This window comes from Acidovorax sp. GW101-11A03 (assembly GCF_059424825.1).
The window spans coordinates 1-20909 of sequence record NZ_JBWKZU010000020.1; the positions used below are offsets into that span (position 1 = coordinate 1).

The 20909-nt window shown below is 59.9% G+C and carries 18 protein-coding genes and 2 pseudogenes; 10 read left to right on the plus strand and 10 right to left on the minus strand.

The window, feature by feature from the left end; translation table 11 throughout:
• Positions 1-176 (minus strand): annotated as a pseudogene (locus AC07Z7_RS10565) (ArsR family transcriptional regulator); the annotation flags it as partial.
• A gap of 249 nt (positions 177-425) precedes the next feature.
• Positions 426-968 carry a helix-turn-helix domain-containing protein gene (locus AC07Z7_RS10570; protein WP_494766226.1) on the minus strand — a complete coding sequence of 181 codons (543 nt, stop codon included), beginning with the start codon at positions 966-968 and terminating at the stop codon, positions 426-428.
• A 123-nt stretch (positions 969-1091) separates the two neighbouring features.
• Between AC07Z7_RS10570 and AC07Z7_RS10575 the strand changes: the two genes are divergently transcribed.
• The gene (locus tag AC07Z7_RS10575; RefSeq protein WP_494766227.1) at positions 1092-1484 is read left to right on the plus strand and encodes a hypothetical protein; all 393 of its coding nucleotides are present in this window, start codon (positions 1092-1094) and stop codon (positions 1482-1484) included.
• On the opposite strand, the gene AC07Z7_RS10580 is transcribed toward AC07Z7_RS10575, so the two are convergent.
• On the minus strand, positions 1481-1783 hold the full coding sequence (locus AC07Z7_RS10580) for a helix-turn-helix domain-containing protein (RefSeq protein ID WP_207253314.1): 303 nt from the start codon (positions 1781-1783) through the stop codon (positions 1481-1483). The two genes, AC07Z7_RS10575 and AC07Z7_RS10580, sit on opposite strands and share 4 nt — an antisense overlap.
• A 114-nt stretch (positions 1784-1897) precedes the next feature.
• On the opposite strand from AC07Z7_RS10580, the gene AC07Z7_RS10585 reads away from it, so the two are divergent.
• The gene (locus AC07Z7_RS10585; protein WP_207253315.1) at positions 1898-2350 is read left to right on the plus strand and encodes an HAD domain-containing protein; all 453 of its coding nucleotides are present in this window, start codon (positions 1898-1900) and stop codon (positions 2348-2350) included.
• 126 nt (positions 2351-2476) lie between these two features.
• Entirely contained in the window at positions 2477-3043 is a 567-nt protein-coding gene (locus AC07Z7_RS10590; RefSeq protein ID WP_207253369.1) for an HAD domain-containing protein, read from the plus strand.
• Between the two features lie 92 nt (positions 3044-3135).
• Here the strand turns inward: AC07Z7_RS10590 and AC07Z7_RS10595 are convergent, their stop codons facing one another.
• The gene (locus AC07Z7_RS10595; RefSeq protein WP_207253316.1) at positions 3136-3456 is read right to left on the minus strand and encodes a hypothetical protein; all 321 of its coding nucleotides are present in this window, start codon (positions 3454-3456) and stop codon (positions 3136-3138) included.
• A 152-nt stretch (positions 3457-3608) separates the two neighbouring features.
• Between AC07Z7_RS10595 and AC07Z7_RS10600 the strand changes: the two genes are divergently transcribed.
• The 3 genes from AC07Z7_RS10600 (at position 3609) to AC07Z7_RS10610 (ending at position 6426) form a co-directional block, all read left to right on the plus strand.
• On the plus strand, positions 3609-4247 hold the full coding sequence (locus tag AC07Z7_RS10600; RefSeq protein ID WP_494766228.1) for a LexA family protein: 639 nt from the start codon (positions 3609-3611) through the stop codon (positions 4245-4247).
• Entirely contained in the window at positions 4244-5029 is a 786-nt protein-coding gene (locus tag AC07Z7_RS10605; RefSeq protein ID WP_207253318.1) for a phage Gp37/Gp68 family protein, read from the plus strand. Before AC07Z7_RS10600 ends, AC07Z7_RS10605 begins: the two co-directional genes overlap by 4 nt.
• A gap of 173 nt (positions 5030-5202) precedes the next feature.
• Complete coding sequence (locus AC07Z7_RS10610; protein WP_207253319.1) at positions 5203-6426, plus strand: three-Cys-motif partner protein TcmP; 1224 nt, start codon at positions 5203-5205, stop codon at positions 6424-6426.
• 27 nt (positions 6427-6453) lie between these two features.
• On the opposite strand, the gene tcmP is transcribed toward AC07Z7_RS10610, so the two are convergent.
• Positions 6454-7644, minus strand: a complete 1191-nt coding sequence (gene tcmP, locus AC07Z7_RS10615; RefSeq protein WP_207253320.1) for a three-Cys-motif partner protein TcmP — start codon at positions 7642-7644, stop codon at positions 6454-6456.
• Positions 7645-8000: 356 nt separating this feature from the next.
• Between tcmP and AC07Z7_RS10620 the strand changes: the two genes are divergently transcribed.
• Together AC07Z7_RS10620 and AC07Z7_RS10625 are read left to right on the plus strand one after the other, a co-directional pair.
• Positions 8001-9089: a DNA-binding protein gene (locus AC07Z7_RS10620; protein WP_207253321.1), complete on the plus strand. Its 1089-nt coding sequence runs from the start codon at positions 8001-8003 to the stop codon at positions 9087-9089.
• Between the two features lie 56 nt (positions 9090-9145).
• Positions 9146-9514 (plus strand): annotated as a pseudogene (locus AC07Z7_RS10625) (cation efflux transmembrane domain-containing protein); the annotation flags it as partial.
• Between the two features lie 30 nt (positions 9515-9544).
• Here AC07Z7_RS10625 and AC07Z7_RS10630 read toward each other — a convergent pair.
• Positions 9545-11476 carry a cytochrome c/FTR1 family iron permease gene (locus AC07Z7_RS10630; protein ID WP_067513109.1) on the minus strand — a complete coding sequence of 644 codons (1932 nt, stop codon included), beginning with the start codon at positions 11474-11476 and terminating at the stop codon, positions 9545-9547.
• Positions 11477-11635: 159 nt separating this feature from the next.
• Between AC07Z7_RS10630 and AC07Z7_RS10635 the strand changes: the two genes are divergently transcribed.
• Together AC07Z7_RS10635 and tnpC are read left to right on the plus strand one after the other, a co-directional pair.
• A complete protein-coding gene (locus tag AC07Z7_RS10635) occupies positions 11636-14662 on the plus strand; it encodes a Tn3 family transposase (protein WP_258536615.1) in 3027 nt (1008 codons plus the stop codon).
• Positions 14659-15009, plus strand: a complete 351-nt coding sequence (tnpC, locus tag AC07Z7_RS10640) for a Tn3 family transposase post-transcriptional regulator TnpC (protein WP_207253322.1) — start codon at positions 14659-14661, stop codon at positions 15007-15009. The genes AC07Z7_RS10635 and tnpC overlap by 4 nt, the downstream gene beginning before the upstream one ends.
• A 173-nt stretch (positions 15010-15182) precedes the next feature.
• Here the strand turns inward: tnpC and bioB are convergent, their stop codons facing one another.
• The 4 genes from bioB to AC07Z7_RS10660 form a co-directional block, all read right to left on the minus strand.
• Positions 15183-16259 (minus strand): biotin synthase BioB, encoded by a 1077-nt coding sequence (gene bioB / locus AC07Z7_RS10645; protein WP_207253323.1) that lies wholly within the window; start codon positions 16257-16259, stop codon positions 15183-15185.
• A 432-nt stretch (positions 16260-16691) separates the two neighbouring features.
• On the minus strand, positions 16692-17162 hold the full coding sequence (locus AC07Z7_RS10650; protein ID WP_094291186.1) for a VOC family protein: 471 nt from the start codon (positions 17160-17162) through the stop codon (positions 16692-16694).
• Between the two features lie 117 nt (positions 17163-17279).
• Complete coding sequence (locus AC07Z7_RS10655) at positions 17280-19328, minus strand: acetyl-CoA carboxylase biotin carboxylase subunit (RefSeq protein ID WP_207253324.1); 2049 nt, start codon at positions 19326-19328, stop codon at positions 17280-17282.
• A 21-nt stretch (positions 19329-19349) separates the two neighbouring features.
• Complete coding sequence (locus AC07Z7_RS10660) at positions 19350-20882, minus strand: acyl-CoA carboxylase subunit beta (RefSeq protein ID WP_056062687.1); 1533 nt, start codon at positions 20880-20882, stop codon at positions 19350-19352.
• Positions 20883-20909 lie beyond the last annotated feature (27 nt).

Here is a 20909-nt window from a genome sequence, read left to right on the forward strand (position 1 = left end):
TTGAGATGCGCGCTGGATTGGCGCATGTCGATACCAGCCTGCGAGGCCAAGGTCTCGACCGATTTCTCGCTTTGGGCGAGCAACTCCAGCAGCTCCAGCCGTTTTGGGCTGGAGAGGGACTTTCCGATGCGGGCAACCTGCTCGTAGAGCAGATCCTTCAGGGTTCGTGCGCTCATGATCTTTCATTCCAACGATTGTTAGATTGTATGGGAAAACCTTCTTTTCCTGCACAACCTGACTCGTACCCGCGAGAGTGGGACGTTTTTCTGGCACGGCTAAAGCGCCGTCGGGAGATGGGGAAATAACTCGATTAAGACCGGTGCGACCCGGTCGCCCAAACGATCTGTCACGGGCCGCCTAACACGCGCGTGATTGCTACCAGGCGCGTGTTACCTCTACGCATTGAGCGTTAAGGTGCTTCTTGCTCACCAGAGTCCTCGCTTGTTCACTTGGGCGAGTACGGTGGACAGGGTTGCCAGCCTTTGCTCCTCAGTCAGAACATCGGTTGCAGCGAGTGCTGGCGGCATCGGAAATCCGGCAACTTCATGAGTGCGCCTGAGCACCTGTTCCACCAAGCTGGTTCGCGGGACAAACACATAGCGCACTTCACAATCCAGTCCATGGGCCAGGCGCGCAAGGGTGTTCAGCGTAATGTTCCCGTTCGCCTCGGCCTGCTCCAGTTTGCGGGCACCCTGTGCTGTCACGCCCAAACGCGCTCCGAGTGCTTGGGAGCTCATGCCCAGAGCCAGTCGTACAGTCTTCGTCCAGCCGCACCTAGGGGCGGCCGTCGGCTGCAGCTTTGCGAATTCGCAAAACTGTCTGTCAAGTTCGGCTAGGCGAGTGAGATTGAGACGATTTTTCAAGGGGCAAATGGGCAAGGCAACAGGATGGTTGCCTGTCTGACCCAATCGAGGCAACCGGATTGTTTCCATTGAGAGACGTGCGCACCAGAAGCACGGAAATGGCATTCCTGCTCCGTTATCTTCGTACGTGACGGCCTTACACGGGACCAATTGGTCTCATATTAACTTGAAGAATGAACGATGCTACGTTTGGAAAGAGCCACTTTCGGAAAATTTGGACCACAAGACATGATGGGCCTGATCACGTCACAGGGTTGGGAGGCCATCCTGCCCGATGCCCTCCAGGACAACCACCTGTTGCTCATGTCAGACCAACTTAGAGACCTTCTTTCCGGCAACGATTGGAACGATGATGACCCGGAACCTGCGAGCGCAGCGCTACCGCTGGCCTTGTTGCTGCTTACCAAAGCCGGTGCCAACTCATCGGGAGATGGCTTTGAAGTCGGTCTGGAAACTTTGCAGGAGGCGCTTTGTTTGCTCAACACCGCCGTTGACCGCGAGATCGTCAACCGCATGCTGCAGCGCCAAGACGCCACTCCGATTGGCGCGGGGCTGATACAGGGACTTCAAATGCTGGTTCAACACGCGAAGAAGGAAGCGGATTCAAACTGCCACGCCTAATCGGCAACAAGGCCTTTGAGGTCAGTTTTGAGGGTCTTGAGCAAGTCACCGACCGATGTCGCATCCAACTCCGGGCAGTAGGCGACGGCAACCAGTGTCAAAGGATGGATCTGCATCTGCTCGGCCAAGACCTCTATGGTACGGACACTGGGAACTTGGTGGCCCTGCTCGATGCGGCTGATGTGGCGGCGGCTGGTGGCCAGCAGCATGTCTTCCTGCACCAAGCCGCGTGCCGCGCGCAGTTGGCGCAGCGCTCGACCGAAGTCGGCTTGCGGTGGGAAACGCTTTCGGGAAGACATCTCCCCGATTTCCGCCCAACGAGACTAAAAAGACCACGACCAACTAGTCTCATCGGCGTTCAAATCCCAACAGAAATTCAGTCGTTGTTGAAAAGTAGGAATTGAATCATCAACATGCCCGTCCTGTTTCTGGATTTTGATGGGGTACTGCACCCAGAGCATTGCCATGAATCGAAGCACTTCTGCCGAATGCCCATTCTGGAGGATGCATTGCGGCAGGTGCCCGAAACCAAAGTAGTGATCACGAGCACATGGCGACTGGAGCGGAATTTGACGGACTTACGGCAGATGTTCTCGCCGGACATAGCCAACATGATCCAAGGTGTCACCCCTAGGTACTGCGATCTGCAGAACGTTCCGAACACCTTGGTCAGCTATCAGCGGGAAGCAGAGTGCCATGCCTGGCTTCGGTCCAACAACTTGCCCCATTGCAATTGGCTTGCTGTCGATGACCGATCTTGGCTCTACAGACCGTTTTGCAAGTCGTTGTTGTTGGTCAATGGTCGCGATGGGCTCACAGTAGCCACCGCATACCAGTTGGTAACGCGTCTTCACGGCCTTTTGTAGAAGGACAGCGAGGACGGTGGGTCACACTTCATCAAACAAGAAATTAGGGCAATGAGCTCGCTCCGAAGTGATGACGAGCACCGAATTCGAAACTGCGTCGCGATGGGAGTTTCTCTTTCAGTGAACATGACTTCAAGCCATTTGGAGCCCTACATCCCAGCGTCCACTCCCCGCAGCGCTGACTTGATCGTGTACCTCGACCTCGACGGCGTGCTTCACCATGAAGCCGTCCTCTGGCACCCGAACCGTGGCATCTACATGAGTCCTTACGAAGCCGCAGGCCATAAGCTGTTTGAGTGGCTTCCTTTTTTGGAAGAGGCGCTGGTACCGCATCCCTCAGCAGCACTGGTGCTGAGTAGCTCCTGGTGTGTCAGGCCAGGCTATGCCAAAACGCTTGAGCGCCTACCGGCGCAGCTTCGGGCCCGATTCATCGGAGGCACTTACCACAAGCGCGTCCATGGGGCCGATCCAGGGACCCTTGCATCGTTCCAGAGTACGCCCCGTGGCATGCAGATCTTGGCGGATGTGCGGAGAAGAAGGCCACGCCACTGGATCGCCTTGGACGATGACATTGAGGGCTGGCCCTCCCAAGCCATCGACAACTTGGTCGCTTGTAAGGGCACTACTGGTCTCTCCAGCCCCGAAGTCCGCCGTGAACTTCGGCGAAAGCTGATGCGAAGTACTGTAGCTTGAGTGGTTTCCGCTGGGTGATTGATGCGCAACCAACCTTTCAAGGCCGTATCTCCAGGCCCTACTGAAACTGCGCTTTGCAGGTCTCAGGTTTCTCAGTTCGTCAATTCGATCCAGCGCAGTCCAAAACGCTGCATGTCGCCCGAATCGGGCCACCAGCCTCCAACTTCCCCTGCATCTGTCTGCGTGAGTTCGAGCCCATCGTCGGTTACCAAGCGGGTGTGCTCTGGGAAATCCAGAACGTAAGCGTGGCCCTCGAAGTCAATGACCGTTTTGACCCCAGACCAGCCGAAATGATTGGATCCATTGTTCTTCCCCAGATCAATGAGACCCACCACCTTGCCTACAGATCCCTGAGGCAAGAACTCATCCGGAGCATTCAATTTACGGCCTTCGCCGGAAGCAAAAATCTGCATAGGTGATCTCGTTTGACGCGGTCTGCCCAATGGCAGTCGCAAGTTCTGATTAGCAGGCGCTTCTAGGGAAAGAACAAAGTCTGCTGGACACCTGAAGGCGTGTTGGTGAGTTAAATTTGATTAGTGTACGTTTGTACACTAAAATATCGACCATGGCCCGAACCAACCGCGACACCATGCATTTACGCAGTCTCCGAGTTCTGTACAGGAGTGAGGGATGCTTTCCGTCCTACAGTCGGATCGCTTCCCACCTGGGGTTCAAGGCCAAAAACGCCGCCTTCAAGCTCATCGGCCGACTTGTCTCAAGTGGGCACTTGGTGAAGTCTCCTGGGGGACGCGTGGCACCAAGCGAGAGATTCTTTACGCTGGACCTCAGTGACGACGAGGTGCGCGCAGGATTTGGTGCCGACTTTGAGGCCAATGGCCTTATGCAAGCTCAGGCACTAGACCAAATGCTGACGGCAAAGCCTTCAAAAACAGTCTTTGTAAAAGTGCGCGGTGATTCAATGGTGGACGCTGGGATCCTGAGCGGGGACATTGCAGCGGTTGAGATTGCGCATCAAGCTGCACAAGGCGAAATCGTGATTGCGGAGGCGGATGGCCACGTCACGGTGAAAGAATTCCAGATGTTCGAGGGACGGCCTCGCCTAGTGCCTCGAAACGTCAGCATGCAGCCTCTAGAACCTCAAAAATCGCTGAGGATCATTGGTGTGGTCAGGGGAATTGTGCGAACTTTTAGACCACCGCCAACCGGCAAGGCTAAGCTAACGAAGTGGGGGGTAACGGTATGACAACGACCAGCAAAATTGAGTGGACAGAGCAAACGTGGAATCCAACAGTGGGTTGCACCAAGATTTCTCCTGGGTGTAAACACTGCTATGCGGAAGCCATGGCCAAACGACTCAAGGCAATGGGCACGCCGGGCTACGAGAACGGATTTGCTTTGACGCTCTTGCCGGACCGCCTCAATGATCCCATCAAGCGTAAGAAGCCGACGGTCTACTTTGTGAACTCAATGTCCGACCTCTTTCATGAGCGGGTGCCCAATGAGTACATTGAGAAGGTATTTGAGGTGATTGCGCAGACGCCACACCACACGTACCAAATTCTGACGAAACGGGCTGCCAGGATGGAACGCTTTTTCCGGCATCGCTCTGTTCCGAGCAACGCTTGGCTAGGCGTGTCCGTTGAGGACCGGAAATATGGAGTGCCTCGCATCGACCATCTGCGCAAGGTGCCGGCGAGTATTCGGTTTCTTTCCGTAGAACCGCTTCTTTCCGATGTGGGCGAGCTTGACCTCACAGGTATTCACTGGGTCATCGTCGGTGGTGAATCGGGGCCCAAGGCGCGTCCGATGAAAACTGAATGGGCGGAGGCTGTGCGTGTTCAATGCCAAGAACAAGAGGTCGCATTCTTCTTCAAGCAGTGGGGTGGCTGGGGTGCTGATGGCAAAAAACGTGCAAAGGCAGCCAACGGACGCGAACTCAACGGACGTACTTGGGACGAAATGCCGACTACTGTTGTTCAACGCGTGACCATTCCCATAAGGCTGGAACAAAGCGCTCAGTTGTGAAGTGTCAAGACCTTGATTCTTGAGCAGCCGAGCTTGGCTATAGAGGCTCTGCAATCGGTAGCGCGGCGATATCATGGAGCAGGCCCACTGCAACAACCAAGATGGTGAAACACTCCGATAAATACGTTTGGGTAGTTGGATCCTCACCGCCACCGCTGGACCCCCACAGCGTTGTGAAGCATGAAATCGTCAGGGAGTACCTGAGCCGCTATGTTCAGGTGCTCATGAGCAACTACGTCATTGATCGGCTTGTCCTTTCCATCGTGGATGGCTTTGCGGGAGGTGGAGAGTACAGCGGGGAGAAGGCGGGCGAATTCGTGCCTGGCTCCCCACAAATCGTGATTGACGCGTTGACCGAGCAAGGTGCACTTCTGAACGTGGGTCGCGAGAAGCCGCGTACCCTGGACGTGCGCTACTACTTCGTCGAGAAGACGCGCTCAAACTTTGAATACCTGAACGCGCTTTTGACTGCCCGATATGGTGTTCATCGCAAGGGACAAGACATCATCACTTTGCCAGGGACGTTTCAGAAGAACTTTGCTGGGATTCGGAAGGACATTCAGAGCAGGTCTAGAAAACACCGGTCGATATTCCTCCTTGATCAGTACGCCTGGGACCAAGTCCCAGGCGCATTGCTCAAAGAAATCTTCAGCACCATCGAAGGTGCCGAGGTCATCCTTACTTTCGCTGTCGATAGCCTGATTTCCTTTCTCAGCGACAACCACAAGAGCCGCGAGAAGATGGCGCAAATGGGATTCGCGGAGTACATCGACTGGACAGCGCTTGAATCCTTGCGCGGTACGAACGGGCCCGCCTGGCGAGGGGCTATCCAGCGCAACTTGGCCAATGCGCTGATACGGACCAGTGGCGCACGACATTCCACCATCTTCTATGTGACACCGCTCGGCAGCACTCCTTGGACGTATTGGCTCGTGCACCTGTCGAACAACTACAAGGCGCGCGATGTCATGATGGAAATTCATTGGAGCAAGTCCAACCAATTCACTCACTACCTTGAACCAGACATGTTCACGCTTGGATACTCTGCAAGCAAGGATGGTGAAGTGACAGGTCAGGACGCGCTCTCGTTTGGCGAAGAGTTTCAGTTCGACAAGCTTGCTGCACACAAGTGCACCTCGGGGTTGGAGCGCAAGCTCGTGCCTTGGGTATTTGACAAAGGCGACCAAGCAGTCACCTTTCGCGAGCTGGCCCACCACGTGGGCAGCAATACCCCCGCAACGGAAAAAATGCTCAAGTTATCTCTGGATGATGCCATCCGCTGCGGCGATATTCTCGTGACGACCAAGAATGGCGGCCAACGCAGGAAGGGCAGCTCACTGGAGGCCGAGGATCAGCTATCGGCACCAAAACAGCGATCTCTGATCCATCTCCCATAAGGAATGCGATTGTCAGCGCGAGATGTGCTAGAGCAGGACAAGCCTTTCCGCCTTTTCTGGGTGCAAGGGCCGCGTGTTTCGGGGATTCTGAGCATCCAGATTTTTGAGTTTTCCGGCCTTGATCAGGCGCAGCAGTGAAGCTTGCAAGTCTTGCGGCATCCAGTTTGTCGCCTCCAGAATATCGGCGAAGACGGGCTCATCCACTACCGTTGGAACTTGGCTGAGAGTGGTAAGCCAGTATCGATCCACGTCGTTCGCGTTGTGCAGCCCTGCGGGCTTCATCGGCATCTCGTCTGCAAACATGTCCCGAATACCGCTCGCTTCTTCGCGCGCATCTTTGCGGCGATCAGCGCGCACGCGTTGCTGTATGGCCTCAACCCCATGGGAGATAGTCATGAACTCGATGGTGCCCTTCGGATGGCTACTGAGATAGACCAGGTGATACTTGGCTCGTTCGCGGCTCGGATCAAGAACTCGAACGTAGGCTGTGCGTCCGATGAAGGGACTTCGCTGGGGTGGCAGAGCTGCTTTGAGGCTGCTGCGATAGTGCCCCAGTAGTTTCTCCTCGCGGTCCTGTGGGGAGTGATGCTCAAGCTCTTGAACCGCCCCAATAGGTACTCCCAGGAACTCCGCGATGTCGGACTGCCACTCGGCCATGGAGGCCGTGCGATTGATGAAGTCGTAGATGAAGTTGATCAGAAACTCGGAACGTGGCCGTTGCAGAAGCGGTCTTATCTTTTCAACTCCAATCGACTTCCAGCCCTTTGGGTCGATGAAGAAAAACGTGAATGCATCGCGTCCGCTCCAAGTGAGAATTTGCTCGCGGAGATCCACAAAGTCACCATGAAAGCACTTTGCGTTCACCGTATCTGGCGTCGCGCTATCGAGGTACCGTTCAAGGTTTGCGAAAGCCTTGTCGTCCCGTTCGATATAGAGGGCTCGCATAGACGCCGTGACGCCAAGTTCAGCAAGCTTCTGCCGACACTTAGCCATTGTCCTCAAAGATACGGCGATGGACGTGCTCTCCAATTCGCTCGTGCCCCATGGGCCGGAGAAGCAGTCAACGTAGCAAATCTCTATCGTGCCCTGCCTCTTGGCCGCCATGCCCACGATCAGCATGAGTTTCTCAAGGTAGCTTTCCAGCAATTGGTGCTTTATCCACGCCTGCTCGCGCCCTCTGTAACTTGGCGGGACTGACGATTGTCCTGCTTCAATCATGCAATAACTCCAAACATCCGCATGCCTCCTCACGCTCTCTTGCCCAAATGGGGCGCGATCCATGTTACGAGAGTGTTGCGCGAAGCCGCAAGAAATCTCTGAAAGCGCTGGAAGGCACAAGAGGTTGCAGGTCCGTTGGGTCCATCTGCGCGATACCGCTTTCCAGGCTCACGACGAATTGGCCCTCCATTCAGCGCAACAGCCGTCCGGCAGCGTCGGCACTTCAATTTGAAGGATCACAATCGATAACCTCCAATTACCCATTGTTAGATTTCACAAGAATTATGAATCCTTGACCGCTCAAATAGTATGCAATATCATAATACGTACTACGGTACGAAATTGTAGGAGCAACGATGGCAAGAGCTGGAATTTACAAGTCAGAGGTGCTGCGTGCACGTGATAGGCTGCTGGCCAACGGACGCTATCCGTCCATTGATGCGGTGCGAGAAGAGCTGGGCAATACCGGCTCCAAGGGCACGATCCACCGCTACCTCAAAGAGATCGAAGAAGAGGAGGGGCCGTCTACAGGCAGCCGCGTGGCCGTCAGCGAGGCCATTCAGGATTTGGTGGGGCGGCTGGCCGCCCGGATAAACGAGGAAGCCGAAGAACGCGTCACAGTCGCCCAGGCCAAGCATGCCGAACAAGTTGCCCAGCACCAACAGACTGCTGCCGAACTGAAGGCTGAAGCGCAGTCTGCCCGGCAGCAGCTGGAGCAAACCCAGCGATCACTGTCTGAGGAAAAGGTTGCCCACGAAAAAACGAGTCAAGCACTGAGTAGCAAGACTCTGGAGTGCACGCAACTCTCACAGCAGGTGCTCGACCTCCAGGAGCGCATGGCGGCCGAAGAGCGACACCGGTTATCTCTGGAGGAAAAGCATCAGCATGCCCGTCAGGCTTTGGAGCACTTTCGTGAGTCCGCAAGGGAACAGCGCGAACAAGACCAACGCAAACACGAGCAGCAAGTGCAATACCTGCAGGCCGAGCTACGCACCGCGAACGAGACTTTGGCTGCGAAACGACAGGAGTCCATTCACACCCTTCAAGAGAACGCGCGCCTGCTGGGAGAGCTGTCTCGCGCCCAGGGAGATTTGCGCCTTGTTCAAGAGGAGGTGCGGAGCCTGCGGCAGCTTAAGGATGAGCTGGGGTTCGCTCAAAGGCACGCGGAGGATTTGAGTAGACGCCTGGTGGAGCAGGATGCGGTCGTTCAACAACTGCGCAGCACGAATGAGCAGTTGCAGCACAGTTTTGATGAACTGCTTGCCACCAAGCAGCAACTGGAATTAGCGCTGGCAACGGCCAGATCATCGGTCACAGCTCAAGAGCAGGTCGTTGCGAGCATGCTGGAGCGGCTCAGCTCAATAACTGCGGGCCCAGATCAGCCGACAGGCAACTCGGATGAAGGGGCGAAAAGGTCAACTGCGAAGAGTCAAAAAACCCAATAGCGACAATGGGTTAAGCACGTTTCTGCGGTTTTTTACATGAATCCCTGCCGACCCTCTTCTTGCTCATCGGCCTGGCCGCGCTGCTGCTGTTGGAAGTCCTGCGCCGCTTCGCAGGAGGGGAAGAGCCTGTCGGCCCAGCCATGATGGCCATGGCCGCGCTGAACGCGGCTTTGAACCTGGTGTGCCTCAGACTGCTGCGCCGCCATCGCGGGGAAGATGTGAACTTCAAGGCGTCCGCGATCTTCACCAGCAACGACTCCATCGTCAATGGCGCGGTTGTGCTGTCCGGCGTGCTGGTGATGGGGTTCGGATCGAACATCCCGGACCTGATGCTGGGCGTCATCGTGGCCGGGATCGCTGCGAACGGCGGCCGGGAAATCCTGCGCGAGGCGTCGCAAACGGCACGGCGCAACGCCAGCGCATGAGGCCCGCCGTCGCCCCGTGCCTCCCGAAGGTCATGCCGGCTGCAACCGCCGGCCTCTGTATGCATTCAACGCGAAACCCGAAACTGCGATCAGGAGAACGACGATCTGCGCCACCACGGTCTCGGCCGACGGGTACATGCCCAGCAATTCGATCCGCGGCGCCATGATGGGACTGGCACCCAGCCAGCCAGCTTCCTGCAGCCCCGCCACGCCCTTACCGGCCAGGACAACGGCGAGCACAGCGACCAGGATCGAACTGATGCTGAAGAACTTGCCGATCGGCATCCGGGCGCTTGTGCGCAGCATCACCCAGGCAAGGACCGCCAGCAGGCCCACGCCCAAGCCGAACCCACCCAGCAGGGCATTGCCGTTGCCGTCTGCCGACAGCGCAGAGTAGAAGAGCACGGTTTCGAATACCTCGCGGTAAACCGCGATGAACGACAGGCCAAACAGGGCCCAAGCCGAGCGCTTCGACATGGCCGAGGAGAGCTTTTCCTTGAGGTAGGCCTGCCAGCGGCCGGCGGCGCTCTTCTGGTGCATCCACAAGCCCACGCTCAGCAGAACGAGCGCGGCAAAGAGGGACGAAAGTCCTTCGGTCACCTCGCGGCTTGCCCCGCTGATGTTCACGAAATAGGTTGCCACGGCCCAGGTCAGCCCGCCGGCGGCCAGGGCCACGATCCAGCCGCCATGCACGTAGCGCAGGACGTCTGGGCGATTGGCTTTCTTCAGGAAAGCCACCATGCCCACAACGATCAGCAGGGCCTCGAGGCCTTCTCTCAGCAAGATGGTCAGCGAGCCCAGGAAGGTGGTGAGCGGGTCCGCCGATTCGCCGCCCAGTTCCTTTTCTACCTCGGCAAAGAGGTAGTCCAGCTTTTGAGCTGCGGCCTCGGCTTGGGCCAGCGTGCCGTTGTTGATGGCCGATCGATAGGCCAGCATGCCGCTCTCCACCTCGGTCAGGAGTGCCTTGTTGCGCGCACCCAGGGACGGCTCCAGCGGCTCGAAGCCATCAAGATAGGCAGAGAGCGCCAGTCGGGTTGCCGCAGGCTTGTCGCCCTTGCGAATTGCGGCCAGGCTCTCACCCAAGCGCGTGCGGGACAGGGTCAGCCCGCCGGCGTTGCCGGCTGCCGATGCCACCTCGGGTCGGCTGCGCACGAAGGCCGTCAGATCACGGGCCGCTTCGGATCCGATGCGGCCGGCCGCTGCAGCCTCGGTGCCCGTGGTCACCGCGGCCAGGTCGGCGAACTCCTTGCGGGCAGCGGCATCATGTTTCCACAGCTGCTCGCCACGTTCGCGCATGCCGGCGTCATGGGAAAGCGTGCCGGCAAAGAAAGCGAGCGCCCATCGGTCCTCATCGGGCAGCCCAGCAAAACTCGGCATCGCCGTGCCGGTAACGCCCTGGGAGACGACTTGATAGAGCGCCATGAGGCTTCGCGAGCGAGCACGTTCCCGGTCCGTGAAAGCGATCGGCGGTGGCTCCAGTTTGGCTGCGAGTGGTCCGTCGCCTCCACCTGCGGTGCCGTGACAGGATGCGCACTGGGCTTGGAAGAGCGCTGCGCCTCGCTTGAGGTCAGGCAAGGCCTTCGGTGCCACGGGAATGGGATAGGCGGCCACCAGCAGCGCCTCCGCTTCATGCGCCAGGCGCGCGACCTCTGCGCCATCTGCCTTGCTGGAGACAGCCTCCTGCAGTTTGGTGGCAGCAGTGACTACCGCGTCCTTGGAGGCATGCGCAGGAAGGCCGCGCGCCTGGGTCACCGCATTGGCAGTGAAATCGCGCATTTCCGCATATTCCGATTCCCTGACGATGGCGCCCTTGTCGACCGCACCACCGTAGTCCACGGCAACATAGTCCAGGAGTTGCCATAGCTGACGCGGTCCTTCGTCGGCTCCAGCAGGAGGGGTCTGCGCGGTGGCAGAGCCCATGAAACACAGCCCAACCCACAGAATCAATAGCAAGCGCTTCATTCTTCAATCAGCCTCAAATAAGAACGACAACTATTTTCGTTCATCCGACCGTGCTTTTGGCCAGCCTGCTGGAAGTGCCTACCTTTCGCCCGGCGAGCAGGTCTTCGATCGGCTACGCTGCGTGTCCAGATCGACCCTGACCAGCGGGAGCTTTGTGCCATGGCGAGCATAGAACGTACGGCTTACCCTCGATTTCCTCGAACGTTGACGCTCAAGGATTTGCAGTCGTCGTTCACGCCGAGGCCCCAGGAGATCGAATGGGTCCACCAGCATTCGCGGACGCAGGAACGTCGTCTGGCCTTGCTCGTACTGCTCAAATGCTTCGAGTTCCTGCGTCACTTTCCGGCGCTCGAAGTCATTCCTGTCGAGTTGGTCGAGCATGTTTCCGCCACCCTGGGCATGGCGCCGACCGAGAAGATCGAGTTCGCGTCCCTGGCCACGCTGTATCGCCACCACAAGGCGATACGCGAACTGCTCGGTGTCAAGCCCTACACCGATGAAGAGACAAGGAAGCTGACGAGCCGGATCGCCCAAGACGCCGCCGGCATCGTGGAGACCCGTGCGGACATCATCAACATCACGATCGAGGAGTTGGTGCGACTGGGCTACGAGCTGCCGGTGTTTCGAACACTCGACGAAATAGCCGAGCAGGCGCATTCGACCGCCGAGGCTGCCTTGCACAAGCGGATCACCCAACGCCTGACCCTGGCCCAGCGAAACTGGCTTGATCGGCTGCTGATGGCCGAACTTCCAGCCCGACGCACGCTGTACAACCAGATCAAGAAGTCTGCGAAAAAAGCCTCGCGCAAGCACCTCGACCTCCTGCTGGACCAGATGACCTGGTTGGAGTCCTTGCCCGACAGCGACACGCTGCTCGACGGCGTGCCGGCGACCAAGCTCAAGCACATGGCCGACATGGCATCCGCGCTCGATGCGGGCGACATGAAGGATCTGCTGCCAGCCAAGCGCTACACGCTAATCCTGGCCTTGGTCCGTCAGATGCGCGTGCGGGCGCGTGACGACGTGGCCGAAATGTTCATTCGCCGCATCGGAGCCATTCACAAAACCGCCAAGGAGGAGCTGCAGGTGATCCAGGCGCGCCAGCGCGAACTGAGCGAGGAACTGGTGGCCACGCTGGAGCAGGTGCTGGAGATCCTCGCCGAAAACCTGGACGACGCGAGCACCGGGCAGCGCGTGCGCGATCTGCTCGCTCCGCACGGCAACCTGGACCAGCTGAGGACGGACTGCGAAGCAATTCGCGTGTGGAGCGGCGGCAACCACCTGCCTTTGATCTGGAAGGCCTTCAGCAACTGGCGCGCGGCGATGTTCCGGATGGCGAAGGCGCTGCAGTTCGAGGCGGCCACCCAGGACCGCAATCTGCTCGATGCCCTGGAGGTCGTGCTGGCCAACGAACACCGCAAGGTCGAGTGGATCTCAGACGACCTGACGCTGTCGTTCGCCTCTGAGCGCTGGCGCAAGCTGGTGCGCCGTTCGCATGGCTTGGGCCCCCCGACGAACCGGCGCTACCTGGAGGTGTGCGTGTTCAGTTATCTGAGCGGCGATCTGCGCTCCGGCGATGTGTGCATCGAAGGCTCGGAATCCTTTGCCGACTATCGCGCGCAGCTATTGCCCTGGAAGGAGTGCGAAGCGCTTCTGCCGACTTACTGCGACCGGATCGGCATACCAGCCACCGCGGGTGACTTCGTCGACGGTCTCAAGCAGCTGCTCACCGAGACAGCCGAAAAAGTCGATGAAGAGTTCCCGCAGCATGCAGGAGACGTGGTGATCGGCAGCACCGGCGAGCCGACCTTGCGGCGTGTCGTTGCGCGCGAAGTGCCAGCGTCAGCCATCGCTTTGCACGCCGCTATCGAAAATCGCACGGTGCCGCGCAACCTGCTGGATGTTCTGGCCAACATTGAGCACTGGACCGGATTTACGCGGAATTTTGGTCCGCAGTCAGGCGACGATCCCAAACTTCGCAACGCACGCGAGCGCTACTTGCTGACCGTGTTCGCGATGGGCTGCAACCTCGGGCCCAACCAGGCCGCGCGCCACCTGTCCAATGGGGTGACACCGCATCAGCTGTCCTATGCCAACCAGCGGCACATGAGCCTGGACCAGTTGGACAACGCCTGCCGGGATCTGACCGAGCTGTACCTGCGGCTCGAGTTGCCCAAGCTATGGGGCGAGGGCAAGAAGGTGGCGGCCGATGGCACGCAGTACGATTTCTACGACCAGAACCTGCTGGTAGGCATGCATTTCCGGTACCGGCGCATGGGGGCGGTGGCTTATCGGCATGTGGCTGACAACTACATCGCGGTGTTCCGTCATTTCATACCACCAGGGGTGCTCGAAGCGGTCTATGTCATCGAGGGTCTGATGAAGGCGGGCCTGAGCGTGCAGGCTGACACGGTGTATTCGGACACCCATGGTCAGTCGGAAACGGTCTTCGCCTTCACGCACTTGGCCGGCATTCAGTTGATGCCTCGCATCCGGAACTGGAAGGACCTGCGCTTCTATCGACCCGAGAAGGGCACGCGCTATCGCCATATCGACCGCCTGTTCAGCGACGTGGTGGACTGGAAGCTGATCCGCGACCACTGGCGGGATCTCATGCAGGTGTCCATCTCGATCCAGGCCGGACGGATCGCCTCGCCGATGCTGCTGCGCAAGCTCAGCCAGGAAGGGCGGCACAACCGGCTCTTTGCCGCGGCTCGCGAACTCGGCCGCGTGCTGCGCACCGTCTATCTGTTGCGCTGGATCTCCAGCAAGGAGATGCGCCAGGAAGTCAGTGCCACGACGAACAAGATCGAGTCGTACCACGCATTCACGAAGTGGCTGGACTTTGGGGGGGACGTGATCAACGAGAACGATCCCAACGAGCAGCAGAAGCGGGTGCGCTTCATCGACCTGGTGGCGTCGTCGGTGATCCTGCAGAACACGGTGGACATGATGCGAGTGCTGCAGGAGATGTACGCCGACGGGGAGCCGGTGTCTGCGGCCGATGTCGAATACCTGAGTCCGTACATGACCTCGGGCATCAAGCGTTTCGGCAACTACCACCTCGACCTGAAGCGGCCACCAGAGCCCTGGGTCAAGGAGTCGCAGTTTCGGGAGGCGGCCAAGCGCGCGCGAGCTGCTGCCGCAGAGGCGCAGCGCGCCGGGCAGAAAGGAGCAGGGACATGAGCGATCCAGACGCCACCATCGTCACGGCCTACGGCCGGCTGGACCGGGCTGCGCTGACGCGTGCGCAAAGCAGCTACGACACCACAGCGCTTCTGAGCGCGGTCGAGGAGTTGGACAGGATTGTTGGGAGTGCGCGAGGGCAGGATGGCCTTCGGGACATCCTGCTGCGGCTGCACGGCATGGCTCACGCCGTGATCAACGGCGCAGGGCTGTCGGTCTCAACGAGCCAGGGGAGTCTGCCGGAGATAGCCCTCGATGCGACTGCGGAGATTCTGCAAACGATCTCTACGCTGCAAAGGTGGGTGGAACTGATCGAACCATTGGAGAGCCTTCAGCCTCGCGATTGAGTGATGAAATCGCATAAAAGGTTCTGACTAAATAACCGCAGGGCTTATGAGTCAAAACTGGCTTTATCCCGGCTTGCCCTCCATAGCGGCGCCGCGCACAAGCACCCTCCTCCCACGGCCTTCCGCCTACCGGTGGCGCCCGTAAGCGCCATCCCGATGCGGCGCGCCGTGCCTCAGGCGTGGTGGTGGGCGTGCTCCGCCTCGGTGGTGGTCGTGCGGTGGCCGTTCAGCCCCAGCTTGGCCAACAGCTGCACGTCGGCATCCACATCGGGGTTGCCCGTCACCAGCAGTTTGTCGCCGTAGAAGATCGAATTGGCCCCGGCCATGAAGCACAGCGCCTGCACGGCCTCACCCATTTGCTGGCGCCCGGCCGACAGGCGCACGCGCGCCTTGGGCATGGCGATGCGGGCCACGGCAATCACGCGCACAAAGTCGAACGGGTCGATGGGATCGCTGTCGGCCAGCGGCGTGCCGGGCACGCGCACCAGGCTGTTGATGGGCACCGACTCGGGGTATGGCTGCAGGTTGGCCAGCTGCGCAATGAGGCCAGCGCGGTGGACGGGCGCCTCGCCCATGCCCACAATGCCGCCGCAGCACACGCTGATGCCCGCACTGCGCACGTTCTGCAGCGTGTCCAGCCGGTCCTGGTAGGCGCGGGTGCTGACCACATCGGTGTAGTACTCGGGGGCGGTGTCCAGGTTGTGGTTGTAGTAGTCGAGCCCGGCGTCCTTCAGGGCCTGGGCCTGGTGCGATTCGAGCATGCCCAGCGTGGCGCAGGTTTGCAGGCCCAGGCCCTTCACGGCGCCGATCAAGGCACTGACTTTCTCAATGTCGCGGTCCTTGGGCGCGCGCCAGGCGGCCCCCATGCAAAAGCGGGTGGCGCCCGCGTCCTTGGCGGCCTGGGCTGCGCGCACCACCTCATCCACTTCCATCAGCTTTTCTGCCTTCACGCCCGTGTCGAACTCGGCCGCCTGCGGGCAGTAGCCACAGTTTTCAGGGCAGCCGCCGGTTTTCACCGACAGTAGCGTGGCCAGCTCGATGTCGCCCGCAGGCCAGTGCTGGCGGTGCACGGTCTGCGCCTCGAACAGCAGGTCCATCAGGGGTTTGTCGAGCAGCGCCTGGATGGCCTCGACCGACCAGGGGCCTTGGGCCACGGGGGCTGGGGCGCGGCGGTGCAATTGAACCGGTTGCACGGACGAAGGTGCGGGCTGCACCGTGGAGGCAGCGGTAGGGGCCAGGGTGGCGGACATCGGGTGGGTTCCTTCAATCTAGGCGTTGGCCCTGCGGCGGCGGGTTGCCAGCCTTGGGCCAGGGTTGCTTACTCGGTCATCGATCCTTCGGTACGCACCGCCCGCTCCATCGGGTTGGGGCTGGGTACGCAGCGGCTGGGGCGGATTCTGGAGGAGAAAACGGCACAAACGCGCACCGCAGGGTCACAAAAAGTGCCAACAAAATGGCGTACACAACAGCAGGCAATTGCCAGGTTTTTTGAGCGCAGAAGCCAGCGTTTTCAGAACATTTGCAAGCCGTTCGACATCGGCACAAAACAGGCCTTCCACCCGTGGCGGCAACATGGGCCTATCTGCAGCCATCTGCCACGCAACAGCCGCCGCGCCCGCAGGGAGATGAGCGACGTTGCCGCAGGCTTGGGGCCCGTTGGCGGCCCGCAGCCCCGCAAAACCTCAGCCCAGCGCCGCAATCACCTCGGCAGGCGCCTGCACCAGCTCGATCAACACCCCTTCGCCCGCAATCGGAAACTCGTCATTGCTTTTGGGGTGCAAAAAGGTGATGTCGTAACCCGCCGCGCCCTTGCGAATGCCGCCGGGCGCAAAACGCACGCCCTTTGCTGTCAACCACTCCACCGCCTTGGGCAGGTCGTCGATCCACAGGCCGATGTGGTTGAGCGGTGTGGTGTGCACGGCCGGCTTTTTGTCGATGTCGAGCGGCTGCATGATGTCCACCTCGACCTTGAACGCGCCCTGGCCCATGGCGAGGATGTCTTCATCGACGTTCTCGCGCTCGCTCTGGAAGGTGCCGGTCTGCGTGAGGCCCAGCATGTCCACCCACAGGGTTTTCATGCGCTGCTTGTCGGTGCCGCCAATGGCGACCTGCTGGATGCCCAGGACCTTGAACGGGCGTTGGGGGTGGGTCATGATTACTCCTGATTTGATAGCTATCAGCGCTTGCTGGATGCGCGGAGAAGGCCAAAAATATTCAAAAAAGGGGCACAAGGCCCCGAGGATGGATGGGTCGCGGCGCCGCAGGGCCTATCACTGGAATTCCAGAATGATCTGGTCCACCGCCAGCGACTCGCCCTTGCCCGCCGTGATCTTGCCCACCACGCCGTCCTGTGCGGCAAAGAGGATGTTCTCCATCTTCATGGCTTCGATCACAGCCAGCTTTTCGCCCGCCTGCACCTTCTGGCCAGGCTGAACTGCCACATCGACCAACAGGCCGGGCATGGGCGACAGCAGGAACTTGGACAGGTCTGGCGGCGCCTTGAAGGGCATGAGCTTGTGCAACCGCGCGCCCAGTGGCGACAGGACCAGTGCGTCGATCTGCGTGCCGTTGTGTGCAATGCGCAGCGCCAGCGGGTTCTTGCCCACGCCCCGCTCCACCTGGGCGGTGAAGCCTTGGCCGTTGCACGCGCCCTGCACACGGATCTGGCCCAGCGTGGCGTTGCTACTGATCTGATAGCTATTACCGCCCACCTGGATGGCGCTGGAGCCCGATTTGTCTTCAAAGTCAGAGACCGTGACTTCGTGGTGCTGGTTCTGTCCTTCGGCGCCCAGCGTGACCACCACAAACTCCTCGCCCACCTTCACCTCGTGCCCCGCCAGCTGGCCGCTGATGCCCGAGGCACGTGCGCGGTAGCGGCGGTGCATGAACGCGGCCAGCGCCACCAGGAACAGCGGGTCGCTGTGCGGCACGTCTTCCGCGTTGAAGCCCTTGCCGTAGTTCTCGGCGATGAAGCCGGTGTTGAAGTCGCCGGTCACAAACTTGGGGTGCGCCAGCAGCGCGGCCTGGAACGGGATGTTGCTGCTGATGCCGCGAATCACGAAGCCGTTGAGCGCCGCGCGCATCTTGGCAATCGCGTCATTGCGGTCCGTGCCGTGCACGATGAGCTTGGCAATCATCGAGTCGTAGTACATGGGGATCTCGCCGCCCTCGTACACACCCGTGTCCACCCGCACGCCCAGCTTCTTGCTGGTGTCGGACTGGAACATGGTCTCCTCCGGCGGCTGAAAACGCACCAGGCGACCCGTGGATGGCAGGAAGTTGCGGAACGGGTCTTCGGCGTTGATGCGGCACTCAATGGCCCAGCCATCGCGCTTCACATCGGCCTGTGTCAATGGCAGCTTCTCACCCGCCGCCACGCGGATCATCAGCTCCACCAGGTCCAGGCCGGTGATGCATTCCGTCACCGGGTGCTCCACCTGCAGGCGGGTATTCATCTCCAGGAAGTAAAAATCCTGGTCCTTGCCGACCACAAACTCCACCGTGCCCGCGCTCTGGTACTTCACGGCCTTGGCCAGCGCCACGGCCTGTTCGCCCATGGCCTTGCGGGTGGCGTCGCTGATGAAAGGCGACGGCGCCTCCTCAATGACCTTCTGGTGGCGGCGCTGGATGGAGCATTCGCGCTCGTTCAGGTAGATCACATTGCCGTGGCTGTCGCCCAGCACCTGGATCTCGATGTGGCGTGGCTCCTGCACAAACTTCTCGATGAAGATGCGGTCGTCGCCAAAGCTGTTGCGGGCCTCGTTCTGGCAGCTGGCGAAGCCTTCAAACGCTTCCTTGTCGTTGTAGGCCACGCGCAGGCCCTTGCCGCCGCCGCCGGCCGAGGCTTTGATCATCACCGGGTAGCCGATGCCCTTGGCGATTTCCACCGCCTGCTCCGGGCCGCTGATGGCGTCGTTGTAGCCAGGAATGGTGTTGACCTTGGCCTCGTTGGCCAGCTTCTTGGAGGCGATCTTGTCGCCCATGGCCGCAATCGAATGCGCCTTGGGGCCGATGAAGGCAATGCCCTCGTCTTCGCAGCGCTTGGCAAAGGCTTCGTTTTCGGAGAGGAAGCCGTAGCCGGGGTGCACGGCTTGCGCGCCCGTCTGCTTGCAGGCGGCAATGATCTTGTCGGCCAGCAGGTAGGACTCGCGCGACGGCGCAGCGCCAATGTGCACAGCCTCGTCGGCCAGCTTGACATGGCGGGCTTCCTTGTCGGCGTCGGAGTAGACGGCGACGGTGGCGATGCCCATTTTTTTAGCGGTTGCGATGACTCGGCAAGCAATTTCGCCGCGATTCGCGATCAGGATCTTGGTAAACATGTTCTTGTGCTCCTTAGGCTCTTACAGCGGAATGTTTCCGTGTTTGCGCCAGGGGTTCTCCAGCTTCTTGTCGCGCAGCATCACCAGCGACCGGCAGATGCGCTTGCGTGTCTCGTGCGGCAGGATCACATCGTCGATAAAGCCGCGTGCACCGGCCACAAACGGGTTGGCAAAACGCTGCTTGTATTCCGCCTCCCGGGCGGCCAGCTTCACCGGGTCGTTCTTGTCTTCGCGGAAGATGATCTCTACCGCGCCCTTGGCGCCCATCACCGCAATTTCGGCGTTGGGCCAGGCCAGATTCACGTCGCCGCGCAGGTGCTTGGAGCTCATCACGTCGTATGCGCCGCCGTAGGCCTTGCGCGTGATGACGGTGATCTTGGGCACGGTGCACTCGGCATAGGCATACAGCAGTTTGGCGCCGTGTTTGATGATGCCGCCGTACTCTTGAGAAGTGCCGGGCATGAAGCCAGGCACGTCCACAAACGTGACCACGGGAATGTTGAAGGCGTCGCAAAAGCGCACAAAGCGCGCGGCCTTGATGCTCGACTTGATGTCCAGGCAACCGGCCAGCACCAGCGGCTGATTGGCCACGATGCCCACGGTCTGGCCTTCCATGCGGGCGAAGCCGATGAGGATGTTCTTGGCGTACTCGGGCTGCAGCTCGAAGAAGTCGCCATCGTCCACCGTCTTGAGGATCAGCTCCTTCATGTCGTAGGGCTTGTTGGGATTCTCGGGCACCAGGGTGTCCAGGCTCAGGTCCATGCGGTCGGCAGGGTCGTTGCTGGGGCGCACCGGGGCTTTTTCGCGGTTGTTGAGCGGCAGGTAGTTGTACAGGCGGCGCAGCATCATCAGCGCCTCCACGTCGTTCTCAAACGCCATGTCGGCCACACCGCTCTTGGTGGTGTGCGTCACGGCGCCGCCCAGTTCCTCGGCCGTCACCTCTTCGTGCGTCACGGTCTTCACGACTTCGGGGCCGGTGACGAACATGTACGAGCTGTCTTTCACCATGAAGATGAAGTCGGTCATCGCGGGCGAGTACACGGCGCCGCCAGCGCTGGGGCCCATGATCATGCTGATCTGAGGAATCACGCCGCTGGCGAGCACGTTCTTCTGGAACACGTCGGCATAGCCGCCGAGGGACGCCACACCTTCCTGGATGCGCGCGCCGCCCGAGTCGTTAAGGCCAATCACCGGTGCGCCCACCTTCATGGCCTGGTCCATCACCTTGCAGATCTTTTCGGCATGGGTTTCGCTCAGGGCCCCGCCAAACACCGTGAAGTCCTGGCTGAACACAAACACCAGGCGGCCGTTGATCATCCCGTAGCCCGTCACCACGCCATCGCCGGGGATCTTGTTGTCCTCCATGCCAAAGTCGGTGCAGCGGTGCTCGACGAACATGTCCCATTCCTCGAACGTACCGTCGTCCAGCAGCAGCTCGATGCGCTCGCGCGCGGTGAGCTTGCCCTTGGCGTGCTGCGCATCAATGCGCTTTTGCCCGCCGCCCAGGCGTGCCAGCGCACGCTTTTTCTCCAGTTGATCCAGGATGTCTTGCATGGTCGTCCTTTGGTGAATGGGTTGGTG

Coding starts and splice junctions, on each gene's coding strand:
- AC07Z7_RS10585 (WP_207253315.1), top strand. CDS start 1,898: ATGCCCGTCCTGTTTCTGGATTTTGATGGGGTACTGCACCCAGAGCAT.
- AC07Z7_RS10635 (WP_258536615.1), top strand. CDS start 11,636: ATGGCGAGCATAGAACGTACGGCTTACCCTCGATTTCCTCGAACGTTG.
- AC07Z7_RS10570 (WP_494766226.1), bottom strand. CDS start 968: ATGCCATTTCCGTGCTTCTGGTGCGCACGTCTCTCAATGGAAACAATC.
- AC07Z7_RS10600 (WP_494766228.1), top strand. CDS start 3,609: ATGGCCCGAACCAACCGCGACACCATGCATTTACGCAGTCTCCGAGTT.
- AC07Z7_RS10655 (WP_207253324.1), bottom strand. CDS start 19,328: ATGTTTACCAAGATCCTGATCGCGAATCGCGGCGAAATTGCTTGCCGA.
- AC07Z7_RS10620 (WP_207253321.1), top strand. CDS start 8,001: ATGGCAAGAGCTGGAATTTACAAGTCAGAGGTGCTGCGTGCACGTGAT.
- AC07Z7_RS10595 (WP_207253316.1), bottom strand. CDS start 3,456: ATGCAGATTTTTGCTTCCGGCGAAGGCCGTAAATTGAATGCTCCGGAT.
- AC07Z7_RS10660 (WP_056062687.1), bottom strand. CDS start 20,882: ATGCAAGACATCCTGGATCAACTGGAGAAAAAGCGTGCGCTGGCACGC.
- tcmP (WP_207253320.1), bottom strand. CDS start 7,644: ATGATTGAAGCAGGACAATCGTCAGTCCCGCCAAGTTACAGAGGGCGC.
- tnpC (WP_207253322.1), top strand. CDS start 14,659: ATGAGCGATCCAGACGCCACCATCGTCACGGCCTACGGCCGGCTGGAC.
- AC07Z7_RS10590 (WP_207253369.1), top strand. CDS start 2,477: ATGACTTCAAGCCATTTGGAGCCCTACATCCCAGCGTCCACTCCCCGC.
- AC07Z7_RS10575 (WP_494766227.1), top strand. CDS start 1,092: ATGATGGGCCTGATCACGTCACAGGGTTGGGAGGCCATCCTGCCCGAT.
- AC07Z7_RS10630 (WP_067513109.1), bottom strand. CDS start 11,476: ATGAAGCGCTTGCTATTGATTCTGTGGGTTGGGCTGTGTTTCATGGGC.
- AC07Z7_RS10580 (WP_207253314.1), bottom strand. CDS start 1,783: ATGTCTTCCCGAAAGCGTTTCCCACCGCAAGCCGACTTCGGTCGAGCG.
- AC07Z7_RS10650 (WP_094291186.1), bottom strand. CDS start 17,162: ATGACCCACCCCCAACGCCCGTTCAAGGTCCTGGGCATCCAGCAGGTC.
- bioB (WP_207253323.1), bottom strand. CDS start 16,259: ATGTCCGCCACCCTGGCCCCTACCGCTGCCTCCACGGTGCAGCCCGCA.
- AC07Z7_RS10605 (WP_207253318.1), top strand. CDS start 4,244: ATGACAACGACCAGCAAAATTGAGTGGACAGAGCAAACGTGGAATCCA.